Raw genomic sequence first — 11,381 nt, forward strand, 5'->3', positions numbered from 1 at the left:
CGCTCGCGGGATGACGAACCCTGGAGCGACGCGCCAGCTGCTGGTCGCCGACTCGTTTCGCGTGCGCGTGCGAGAGGGGCGCGCAGAGGTTCGCGCGTGGGAGGCGCATGTCGGTCGGTTCCGGTCGACCGTGTGTGACGCGATCGCACCGGCGGCGGGGTCGGTGGCACACGCAGACGAGCTCCGCGCACGCGCGGAGCAGGCCCTCCGTGCGGACGTCGGAACGTGGGGCTCCTTCGAGGTCACGGCGGTGCGCAGTGAGATCGGCGGGCACACTTCCGCGCTCCTCGACGATTTCCTCACCGAAGCGGCCGACCGCATCGCGGCGTACGGCGAGGGCTTCCCCCGGCTGGAGCTCTGGCGTGAGCCTGACGGGGGGCTCTCGTTCGAGCTCTCGCTGCGCCCGCTGCCCGAGCTCCGAGACACGATCGAGCTCCGAACCGCGGGGAACGTCGCGCTCGACCACGCGGAGTGGAAGGGCCCGAACATCGCCGTGTTGGGCGAGCTCAACCGTTCGCTGGGCGCGGAGGCGCTGCTGACCGGCCCGGCCTGCACCGTGCGGGAGGGCGCGACCACGAGTCTGATCGTGTGGCGCGACGAGAGCGACAGCTCGGGCTGCGTGATCGCATCCGGAGTGCGAGTGGACTCGGTCACCGAGGGCGTGCTGGTTGAGGCGGCCGCGCGCCGCCTGGTGGGTGAGAAGCCGAACCGCTCGCGCACCGGCGGGCTCGTGCTCGGGGGGTTCGGCCGGGACCGGGATCGTGACCCGACTCCCGCGCAGCTGCACGGGCTCGAGGTGTGGGCGGTGAACGCGCTGCACGGGATCCGCCCGGTGACGCACATCGACGGTGTGCCGCAGCCGACCCCCAACGAGTCGCGGCTCCGCTGGTTCCGAGAGGCTCTGGACCGCGCCTGGACTCCGATCCGGGGCTAGCTCCGCCCGCCCCTCGCTCACCCCCGGCCGACCCTCCGGTCATAAATCCCATTTAGTGAGACTTTGCGCCGGTATCCACCGTCGTGAACGGCCCAAACTCCAACTAAATGTGGCGTGAGGGGTCCGGGGGCTCCGGGAGGCTCGGGGCTGGTCGAGCGGGGCCCGGCGGGGTGCGGCGGGGTGCGGCGGTCGCCCGGCACGGGACCGTCGGTGGCAGCCGCAACGGGAATGGTGCGGGTTTGCGCCGGAATGGGGGCCGGGAGGTGGCGCAAAGTCGATGAAAGTCGGTGGAGAGGTGGGGCGGGCCGGGCGGGCGGGCGGGGCCAGCCCGCCCGCCCCCGCCCTACAGCGCCAGGCGCCCCGCCACCGGGAGGCCGGACGGCAGCTCCGTGTGCGTGATCAGGATCACCGCGCGGTCCGCCGGCACCGCGCCGAGCAGGTCCGTGAGGAGTCGATCGGCGAGCTCGCGGTCCACGCCGGCGGTCGGTTCGTCGAGCACCACGACGGGGAAGTCGGCGAGGAGCGCACGCGCGAGCGCGATCCGCTGCGCCTGGCCGCCGGAGACGAGCGCACCGTGCTCGCCAACGCGCGCGTCCAGGCCGCCCCGGGAGCGGGCCCACTCGCCGAGCCCCACGCGGTCGAGCACCGCCATGAGTTCGTCGTCGCTCGCGGTGTCGCGCGCGAACTTCAGGTTCTGCCGCAGATCAGCGTCGAACAGGTGCGGCGACTGCTCGCACAGACCGACGGTGGCGCGCACCTCCGCGATGGGAAGCGCGGTGACCTCAACGCCGCGCAGCCGATACGAGCCGCGGTACGCGAGGAACCGCACCAGCGCGAGCGCGAGCGTGCTCTTGCCCGCCCCGCTCTCGCCGGTGACGACGAGCGTCTCCCCCGCCTGGAGGGTGAAGCTGAGGCCCGCGATCGCGTCGCGGTCGGCTCCCGGGTGGCGCACGGCGAGATCTGCGATCTCGATGAGCGGCGCGCCGGGGACGGCCGCGGCCGATGCACGGGCCCCAGACACGGCGCCATCGGCCCCGGCACCGAGCGCACCATCCGAGAGCACACCATCGGCGACCGCATCGGCGCGCGGGATCTCAGCCGGGATCGGCGTCTCCGTGAGCGCGGCGACCCGGGAGGCGCTCGCCGCGACGACCCGCCGGGCCGCGAGCGCCGCGGGCACCTGCGCGAAGACCTCGAACACGGCGGCCGGCACCACGACGACCGCGGCGAAGAGCGGCGCGCTCAGCGAGGACCCGACGGCCGGCGCCACGAGCAGCAGCGTGGCGAGCGACGCGAACCCCGCGCCGAAGGAGAGCAGCGCCCCGGTCACCCCGGCGGAGCGCGCGCGGCGCAGCTGCACGGCGGTGAGGCGCTCCTCAGCGGCGCTGATGCGGGCACGCTGCTGATCGAGCGCGTCGAACGCGACGAGCACCTCGGCCGCGGCGAAGCGCTCGAGCAGCGCGTCGACGAGCCCCGCGCGTGCGGCGCTCAGCTCCCGGTCTGACGCTCCGGCCATGCGACTCGCGAGCCCGATCGCGAGCGCGCCGAACACGCCGAGCACGCCGATGAGCACGAGCGACGCCACCGGCGAGATCAGTGCGATCACCAGGACGCTCAGCCCGACGACGGTGAGGCTGACCGCGAGCGGCTGCCGCACGCGCAGCGGTTCGTCCTGCAGCTGGTCGACGTCATCGACGAACGCCGCGAGCACCTCACCGCGACGATGCGACTCAATAGCGCCGGGGATGCGCGGGATCAGGGCCGTGAACGTTTCCGAGCGCAGCGTTGCGAGCTGCGCGAGCGCGGCGTCGTGACTGAACATGCGCTCCGTGTAGCGGAAGGCTGCACGGCCGATCGCGAGCGCGCGCACGCCGACGATCGCGAACGTGAGGTGCAGGATCGGCGGCTGCTCGCCCGCGCGCACGATCAGCCACATGCTGAGTGCGAGCAGCGCGACGATGCAGCCGTCGGCCAGCACGCCGAACGCGAACCCGGGGAAGCGCCGCCTCGCTGACGGCAGCGCCCGCGCGAGGACCCGCTGCTCGGCGGTGGGCATCGGTGTGCTCATCGCGCGAGCTCCTTCTTCTCGTCGATCGTCGCCGGGGTGATCCGCACCACGCGATCCGCCGCGTCGAGCACGTCGGTGCGGTGGCTCACGACGAGCACCGCGCGGCCGGCCTCGGCTTCGCGGCGCAGGGTCGCGCAGATCTCCCGCTCCGTCTCGCGGTCGAGCGCCGACGTCGGCTCGTCCAGCAGCAGTGCCGTGTCCGGCCCCAGCGTCCAGGCGCGGTACAGCGCGCGTGCGATCGCGATGCGCTGCGCCTGGCCTCCGGAGACACCGGTGCCCGTCGCCCCCAGCTCTCGCTCGGGATCCAAGCGCGGCAGGGCTGCCGCGGTGAGCGCGCGCTGAACGAGATCCCGATCAGCTGGTTCCGGCGCCCCGAGCGCGACGTTATCGGCCACCGTGCCCTGCAGGAGCCCCGGCCGCTGCCCCACCCAGGCGAGCTGCCGCGGCCGGGTCAGGTGCCCGGCGGCAGGCGCGACGAAGCCGAGGAACGCTGCGAGCAGCGTCGATTTTCCGGCGCCCGATGGCCCGGCGAGCGCGACGACCTCGCCGGGAGCGACCCGGAGGTCCACCGGCCCGACCACGGTGCGACCATCGCGGGCGACGCGCAGCTGCGAAAGCTCGAGCGCGCCGGACGCGCCAATGACGGAGGTACCGACGCCCTCGCTCACACCAGCCCCGGCGCCCTGGCCAGCCACACCGCCCTCGCCCTCGCCCTCGATGAGCGCGAACACATCCGCCGACGCGGAGAGCCCCTCGGTCGAGGCGTGGAAGGCGGCACCCACCTGGCGGATCGGGATGAACACCTCGGGCAGGAGCAGCAGCACGAACAGCCCAAGGCCGAGCGGGAACTCCCCGTTCACCATGCGCGTGCCGACGGTGACCGCGACGAGCGCGATCGAGAACGTGCCGGCGAGATCCAGCACGAAGCCGGAGAGGAACGTGACGCGCAGCACCTTCATGGTGCGCGAGCGGTACTCGTTCGTTGCGCGGGAGATCCGCGCGGTCTGCCGATCCTCCCTGCGGAAAATCTTCAGCGTCGCGAGCCCGGACACCGCGTCGAGGAACGAGGTGGCGAGGTGCTGCAGCTGCGCCCACTGCCGGTCCTGCACGCTCTGCGTCGCCATCCCGATGAGGATCATGAAGATCGGGATGATCGGGAACACGATCAGCACGGTGATCCCGCTCACGGGGTCGGCGAGCAGCACGGCGAGGATCAGGATCGGCGTGGCGACCGCGGTGAGGATCAGCTGCGGAACGTAGCCGGCGAAGTAGCCGTCGAGGGCGTCGAGCCCGCGCCCGAGCACCGTCGCGAGCTCGGCGTCGGATCGGCCGTCGCCGCGCTGCGGGGAGCGCCCGTCGATCGCGGCGAGAGCTGCGGCGCGCAGCTGCGACTTCACGCGCACGGCGCCGCGGGCCGCGACGGTGTCCATGCCCCAGGCCGCGAGGGAGCGCGCAATGAGCGCGATCGCGGCGCCGCCGACGAGCAGCGAGAGCTCCTCTCGCGCGTACGCACCCTCGGCGATGCGGCCCGCGCCGCCGCCGACGAGCAGCGAGAGCTCCTCTCGCGCGTACGCACCCTCGGCGATGCGGCCCGCGCCGCCGCCGGCCCCCGCGAGCGCGGGCAGCGCGACCACGGTGATCGTGTGCGCCAGGAACCAGCTCCACGCGAGAATCGCGAGCGTGCGGATGAGGCCAAGCACGCCGCCGATCAGGAACACGCTGCGCGCTGCGCGCGCGTGACGAAGCAGACGCGGATCGAAAGGTTTCACGAGCATCCTGTTGCGGTCGGTGAGGCGAGAGCGGGCGGAGAACGCGCCTCCCACGAGTCTACGGGAGCTGGGAGGCGTACATCTGATGAAACCCCGGGCGAACGCGATCGGCCCCGGGAGGTGAGCGTCACTTCCCGGGGCCGAGTGCGTGTGTGGCCTGCTGGGCGGGCGGCGCATGGCCGCTCGCCCAGCAGCACCCTAGTGTGCGCCCACGGGGATCGCGTCCCGCGAGAGACGCTTGCGGAACACCCAGTACGTCCACGCCTGGTAGGCGAGCACGAGCGGCAGCGTGAAGCCGGCCACCCAGGTCATGAGCTCCAGCGTCTTCTGCGAGCTCGCAGCATCAACGATCGACATCGAGTATGCCGGGTCGATGTTCGAGTGCATGAGGTACGGGAAGAGCGCCATGAACACGGCGAGCAGCGCGAACACGATCGCCGCAGCGTTCGCGGTGAACGCCCAGCCCTCACGGCCGCGCAGGTTGGCGAGCCAGCCGCCGATCAGCGCGAGCGCCGCGATCACCGAGCACGTCACGATCGCCCAGAGAGTGTCGCTGTCGAGGTGCTGCACGATCGTCCAGACGAGGAAGGCGGCCCCGGCGACGATCGCCGCGATCCCCACCTTCGTCGCGAGCGCGCGGGCGCGCTCGCGCATGTCCCCAACGGTCTTCAGCGCGACGAAGACGAGCCCGTGCGTGAAGGTGATGAGCAGCAGGGTGAGGCCACCGAGCAGACCGTACGGGTTCAGCAGGGTGAGCAGCGTGCCCTCGTAGATCCAGCCACCGCCCTCGAGCGGCACGATCGGGAGGCCCTGCGCGAGGTTCGCGAACGCGACGCCCCAGAGCAGCGGCGGCAGCACGGATCCCCAGAAGATGAACTGGTCGAACCAGCGCGTCCACTGCTGTCCCTTGCCCTGGTGGCGGTACTCGAAGGAGACACCGCGCAGGATCAGCGCGACGAGGATGAGCAGGAGCGCGAGGTAGAAGCCGGAGAACATCGTCGCGTACCACTCGGGGAACGCGGCAAAGAGGGCGGCACCCGCGACGATCAGCCAGGTCTCGTTGAGATCCCAGACCGGGCCGATCGTGTTGATCAGCAGCCGACGGTCGGTGTTGTCCTTGCCGAGGAACGGCAGCGACATGCCGACGCCGAAGTCGAAGCCGTCGAGCACGAAGTACCCGATGAGCAGCACACCGACGATGAAGAACCAGAGTGTGGTGAGTTCCATGTTTCTGTTCCTCCTAGTAGACGGTCGCCAGCGACTGGTGGTCGGGCTCGCCGTCGGTGGTCTCCGCGATCTCCGGCGGGCCTTCCTTCGCGGCCTTCGTGATGAGCTTGAACTCCACCACCGCGAGCGCGCCGTAGACCACGGTGAACACGAGCAACGAGACGAGCACTGCCCAGCCGGGCACGCCGGGCGACACTCCTCGTTCGGTAGTCATCACTCCGAACACGATCCAGGGCTGACGGCCCATCTCGGTGAAGATCCAGCCGACGAGCGAGGCGAGCATCGGGATCGGAGCCGTCCAGATCGCGACCTTCCAGGTCCACGCGGGGAGCTCGGTGTTCTTGCGGGTGAGCCACAGGCCAACGGCCGACACGAGCGCGGCGAGCGCGCCGAGGCCGATCATCCAGCGGAATGCCCAGTAGGTCACCCAGATGATGGGCGCGAACTGGCCATCGCTCGGGCAGGTCATCAGCGAGTCAGCGCCGCAGTACATCGCCTCGTAGTCGCTCTGCAGGTTGCGGATGCCCTCGACAGAACCGTCGAACGTGCCGGTCGAGAGGAACGAGAGGAGGTACGGGATGCGGATCGAGAAGATCTCGTGCGCGCCGTCTGGGGTGCCCAGGCTGAAGATCGAGAACGACGCGTCCGCGCCTGAGGCGTTCTCGTACAGCGCCTCGGCCGCGGCCATCTTCATGGGCTGCGTCTCGGTCATCACCATGCCGAGCGAGTGGCCGGTGAGGCCGACGCCGAGGAAGGCGATGATGTTCGTCCACGCGCCGAAGCGGAGGGCCGTGCGCATCTCGTCGACGAACTGGTTCCGCTTCAGGTGCCATGCGGCAACCGCGACCATCACGGTGCCGGCGAACATGAGCGCGGCGAAGATCGTGTGCGGGAACTGCGTGATCGCGACCGGGTTGAGGAGCACGTCGCCGATGCTCTCGAGCTCGGCGCGCCCCTTCTCCTCGTTCAGCGAGTAGCCGACCGGGTTCTGCATGAACGCGTTCGCGGCAAGGATGAAGTAGGCGGAGAGCACCGTGCCGATCCAGGTGAACCAGATCGTCATGAGGTGCACCTTCTTCGGCAGCTTGTCCCAGCCGAAGATCCAGAGGCCGATGAAGGTCGCCTCAAAGAAGAAGGCGATGAGGCCCTCCATCGCGAGGGGCGCACCGAAGATGTCGCCGACGAAGCGCGAGTAGTTCGACCAGTTCATGCCGAACTGGAACTCCTGGACGATGCCGGTCACGACGCCCATTGCGAAGTTGATCAGGAAGATCTTTCCGAAGAGCCGCGTGAGCTTGAGGTACTTGACCTTGCCGGTGCGCACCCAGACCGTCTGCAGAATCGCAACGAGCAGACTCAAGCCGATGGTCAGCGGCACAAAAATGAAGTGGTACAGCGTTGTCAAGCCGAACTGCCATCGAGCAAGCGTCAACGCGTCGAGGAATTCGTTCATGTATCGCTCCTGAACGAAGGAGGTGGTACCCCACACCTGGAGCCACACTCCCATAGTGAGATCCGCCACGAGATGTAATTCTCGCCGGAGCTCCCGGTCGGCGACCGGGTGATCCCAGAATATCAATATCTGAGAATCAGCTGCGAATCAACTTTGACATCAACACACTTTTTCCTCGGGATCAAAGGACATTTCGTTCGGCCCCGAACGAGTTTCCGCAAGGGCTCCCACCCGCGTTACCAGAGCACGCCCCACCGGGGAATAGGGCCACGGTACCGTCAGGTGATCCACGGAAAGCCGGGCAGGATCGCTGACTACACTCGGTGAAATGACGGAGCTCCTCGACGCGATTATCGCCGCCCTGCGCGACGTTGATCCCGCCCTTCGCACGCTGATTGCCGGCATCGGGATCCTGCTCGAAACCTCCGTGTTCATTGGGCTCGTCGTGCCGGGCGACACGATCGCGCTCGTCGCCGCGCTCGGCGTCGATGGCGCTGCGCAGTTCGCCTGGCTCGTGCTCGCGCTCGTGCTCGGCGCGCTCGCGGGCGAGAGCATTGGTTTCGCCCTCGGCCGCTGGGCCGGGCCGCGACTGCGCGCGAGCCGCCTCGGGCAGCGGCTCGGCGAGGACAAGTGGCGCCTTGCGGATCACTACCTCGGGGAGCGCGGCGGGGTCGCGGTGTTCCTGTCGCGGTTCCTCCCCGTGCTGCACTCCCTCATCCCCCTGACCGCCGGCATGACCGGGATGCCGTACCGGGTGTTTCTGCGCTGGACCGCCTCGGCCAGCGTGCTCTGGTCGGTGATCGTCGTGTCGCTCGGCGCTGGCGCGGCCGCCGGCTACGAGCAGCTCGCCGGACGCGTGAAGGGCGCCGGCTATATCTTCGTCGGCGCGGCGATCGTGGTGCTCCTCGTGCTGTGGGGGCTGAAGCGCGCATTCTTCTCCCGCGAGCGGCGGCACCTCGACGCCCGGGAAGGCGCGCAGTAACGACCCGCGGCGGTGGCCCCAGCGCCACGGTCAAACGCTCTAGACTGTCTTAGGTGACTGCCGCCGACCAGCCCGACTCCCGCCCACGCTTCGCGGCGCGACTTGAGGACTGGGTACACGTGCGCCGCGCACGCCGTGCCGTCTCGCGCGGGAAGTCCCCGTCAGTGATCCCGTACATCGGCTACGGCAGCACCGAGTGGGTGCGCGTGCTCGGCCGCGTGCTCTACCTGAAGCCCGACACCCGCGAGCACACTCGATTCCGCCCCGATGTTGCGCAGGTGTCGCGCGTGCGAGGGTGGCGAACGTTCACGAGCCTGTCCGCGCCGCACGAGCGGGTGCGCGTGCACATCGACGGCCACTTCGTCGCCGAGGTCACGGCGGATCGCGGCGGCGTCATCGACTCCATCGTGCCGGTGCAGCTCACCCCTGGCTGGCACACCGTCTCCCTGCAGGCGGGCGACAGCGAGGTTGCCGACGCGCCGGTGAACATCGTCGATCCCGAGGCGAAGTTCGGGGTGCTCTCCGACGTCGACGACACGATCCTGATCACCGCGCTGCCCAAGCCGTTCGTCGCCGCGTGGAACAGCTTCGTGCTCGACGAGCACGCGCGCTCCGCGACGCCCGGCATGGCCGTGATGCTCGACCACCTGGCCGCAGCGCACCCCGGGGCCCCCGTCGTCTATCTCTCCACCGGGGCGTGGAACGCCGCCCCGGCGCTCAGCCGCTTCCTCGCGCGCAATCTGTACCCGATGGGGCCGCTCCTCCTCACCGACTGGGGCCCGACGCACGACCGCTGGTTCCGCAGCGGACGCGAGCACAAGCAGCGCGAGCTGAAGCGGCTCGCCAGCGAGTTCCCCGACGTGCGCTGGGTGCTCATCGGCGACGACGGCCAGCACGACGAGTCGCTGTACCACGAGTTCGCGACCGCGCACCCGCAGAACGTCGCCGCGGTGGCGATCCGCCAGCTCTCCATCGGCGAGGCGGTGCTCGCTGGGGGCCGCTCGAAGGCGCGCCTGAATCGAACCACCAGCGGGGTGCCGTGGGTCTACGGCCCGGACGGGGCAACGCTCCGCGAGGAGCTGCGAAAGCTCGGCGTCCTGTGACTGGCCCGGCCACGCACCCGTTCCGGCGGTTCGAGCGCAACCTCACCGGCCGGTTCACCGTGGCAGTGCGCCCCTCCTGGTTTCAGCTCGCGAAGGGCGCGGCGGCAGCGATCCTGACCTGGTTCATCTGCCTCCTCATCTTCCCCGAGCAGCTGCCGATCTTCGGCGCGATCGCCGCGCTCATCGTCATGCAGGACAACGTCGATCAGTCACTCACCCGCGGCATCGAGCGCGTCGTCGGCGTCCTCGTCGGCATCTCCGTTGCGCTCGGCGCTGGCGCGCTGTTTGGCCCGCAGTCGTGGCTCTTCATCGCCGCCATCTGCGTGGCCATGGCGGTCGGCTGGCTCCTCAGGATGACCCCGTCGTCGACCAACCAGATCGCGATCACGGCGCTCCTCATGATCGCACTCGGCGGGCTCGAATTGCACTACGGCGCCGAGCGGCTCATCGAGACCGCGATCGGCGCGACGATCGGCGTCGCGCTGAACGCGCTCGTCGTCGCCCCGATCAAGAACTCCTCGGTCCACGAGGCGATCGTTGCCCTCACCGACCACTCGGCGCGGGTGCTCACGCGCATCGCCGACGCCCTCGATGCGCCGCGTGACCAGGCATGGCTCGCCGAGATGCTGGCCGAGGCCCGGACGCTGCAGGCCGAGCGCGGCCGCGTACACGACCTCCTCAGGCAGGCCCGCGAGAGCCTCCGCCTGAACCCGCGGAGCCGCCGCTTCCGGCAGGGACTCGCCGACGACGATGAGCTCTTCCAGCGCCTGCAGCGGATCGTCACGCAAATCATCGGCATGGCGCGCGCCACCGCCGACCTCTACGATCCGGATCTCGTCACCGACCCGTCGGTGATCGGCATGGTGGAGGAGATGCGCCGCGCCGCGCACGATCTCGAGCGCCTGGGCCGCCTCACCTCGACCGGCGCTGACGCGTTGCCCGTCGAGCCGCCTGCACTGACCAAGCCCTACACGATCCCGCAGCCGCATCCGGAGCACTGGGTGCTGATCGGCTCGTTGATGGAGGACCTGCGCCGCGTGCGCGGCCGGATCACCGGCGAGCTCGACTGAGCCGCCGCTGATCCGGCTGACACGCCAGAGGCGGGGCACCACCCGAAGGTGATGCCCCGCCTCTGGTGTGTGTGGTGCGTGGCGCGTAGCGCCGCGCACTGGCGCGATTAGGCCTGGAGGGCTGCCTGCACGTCGATGTTGATGGTCACATCGGAGCCGAGCAGGAGGCCGCCCTTCTCGAGGGGCGCGTTCCAGGTGAGGCCGAAGTCCTCGCGCTTCACGGTGGCGGTCGCGGTGAAGCCGGCCTTGTAGTTGCCGTAGCCGTCCTCGCCGAAGCCGCCGAACTCGAAGTTGAAGGTGACGGGCTTCGTCACGCCGCGCATCGTGAGCTCGCCATCGACCTTGAAGTCGCCGTTCTCGGAGCGGGCGCCGGTCGACACGAAGGTGAGCTGCGGGAACTCTTCCGCGGCGAAGAAGTCACCGGTGCGGAGGTGGCCATCGCGGTTCTTCTCGTTCGTGTTCACCGAAGCGACCTCAGCCGACGCGGTCACGGTCGACTCGAGCGGGTTCTCGGCGGTCACGAAGGTGGCGTCGAAGTTCTCGAACTTGCCCTTCACCTTGCTGATGGCGAGGTGGCGGACGGAGAAGCCCACCTCGGAGTGGGTCGGGTCGATCACCCAGGTGCCAGTGCGGTAGCCGGGGATCTGATCAGCGGTGATGGTCATGCGATGCCTTTCGTTTGGGGGCGTGTCACGGGGTGCAACAGATACATGCAAACGAATATTCCTGCGCAATGCAAAAAAAATCCACCGCGTTGCGGGCCGGGCCTCGCGCA

General features: G+C 69.8%; 9 protein-coding genes. 4 read left to right on the forward strand and 5 right to left on the reverse strand.

Annotated features, from left to right (window positions below; translation table 11 throughout):
- Positions 1-10: 10 nt before the first annotated feature.
- Entirely contained in the window at positions 11-934 is a 924-nt protein-coding gene (locus tag EGM46_RS07680) for an aminotransferase class IV (protein WP_164512836.1), read from the forward strand.
- Between the two features lie 343 nt (positions 935-1,277).
- Here the strand turns inward: EGM46_RS07680 and cydC are convergent, their stop codons facing one another.
- The 4 genes from cydC to EGM46_RS07700 form a co-directional block, all read right to left on the reverse strand.
- Positions 1,278-3,002 carry a thiol reductant ABC exporter subunit CydC gene (gene cydC, locus EGM46_RS07685; protein WP_206427534.1) on the reverse strand — a complete coding sequence of 575 codons (1,725 nt, stop codon included), beginning with the start codon at positions 3,000-3,002 and terminating at the stop codon, positions 1,278-1,280.
- Positions 2,999-4,771 (reverse strand): thiol reductant ABC exporter subunit CydD, encoded by a 1,773-nt coding sequence (gene cydD / locus EGM46_RS07690; protein ID WP_125099575.1) that lies wholly within the window; start codon positions 4,769-4,771, stop codon positions 2,999-3,001. The genes cydC and cydD overlap by 4 nt, the downstream gene beginning before the upstream one ends.
- Before the next feature lie 198 nt (positions 4,772-4,969).
- Positions 4,970-5,998: a cytochrome d ubiquinol oxidase subunit II gene (cydB, locus tag EGM46_RS07695; RefSeq protein ID WP_125099576.1), complete on the reverse strand. Its 1,029-nt coding sequence runs from the start codon at positions 5,996-5,998 to the stop codon at positions 4,970-4,972.
- 13 nt (positions 5,999-6,011) lie between these two features.
- Positions 6,012-7,451 carry a cytochrome ubiquinol oxidase subunit I gene (locus EGM46_RS07700; RefSeq protein WP_125099577.1) on the reverse strand — a complete coding sequence of 480 codons (1,440 nt, stop codon included), beginning with the start codon at positions 7,449-7,451 and terminating at the stop codon, positions 6,012-6,014.
- Positions 7,452-7,779: 328 nt separating this feature from the next.
- Here EGM46_RS07700 and EGM46_RS07705 point away from each other — a divergent pair, with 328 nt between their 5' ends.
- Genes EGM46_RS07705 through EGM46_RS07715 form a run of 3 tightly spaced genes read left to right on the forward strand, consistent with a single transcriptional unit; the run spans position 7,780 to position 10,606 of the window.
- A complete protein-coding gene (locus EGM46_RS07705) occupies positions 7,780-8,433 on the forward strand; it encodes a DedA family protein (protein WP_125099578.1) in 654 nt (217 codons plus the stop codon).
- Positions 8,434-8,486: 53 nt separating this feature from the next.
- Complete coding sequence (locus EGM46_RS07710) at positions 8,487-9,536, forward strand: App1 family protein (protein ID WP_125099579.1); 1,050 nt, start codon at positions 8,487-8,489, stop codon at positions 9,534-9,536.
- Positions 9,533-10,606 carry an FUSC family protein gene (locus EGM46_RS07715; RefSeq protein ID WP_125099580.1) on the forward strand — a complete coding sequence of 358 codons (1,074 nt, stop codon included), beginning with the start codon at positions 9,533-9,535 and terminating at the stop codon, positions 10,604-10,606. Before EGM46_RS07710 ends, EGM46_RS07715 begins: the two co-directional genes overlap by 4 nt.
- A gap of 107 nt (positions 10,607-10,713) precedes the next feature.
- Here the strand turns inward: EGM46_RS07715 and EGM46_RS07720 are convergent, their stop codons facing one another.
- Positions 10,714-11,271 (reverse strand): YceI family protein, encoded by a 558-nt coding sequence (locus tag EGM46_RS07720; RefSeq protein WP_125099581.1) that lies wholly within the window; start codon positions 11,269-11,271, stop codon positions 10,714-10,716.
- Positions 11,272-11,381: the final 110 nt, after the last annotated feature.

The organism is Leucobacter chromiireducens (assembly GCF_003917135.1).
Taxonomy (GTDB): domain Bacteria; phylum Actinomycetota; class Actinomycetes; order Actinomycetales; family Microbacteriaceae; genus Leucobacter; species Leucobacter chromiireducens_A.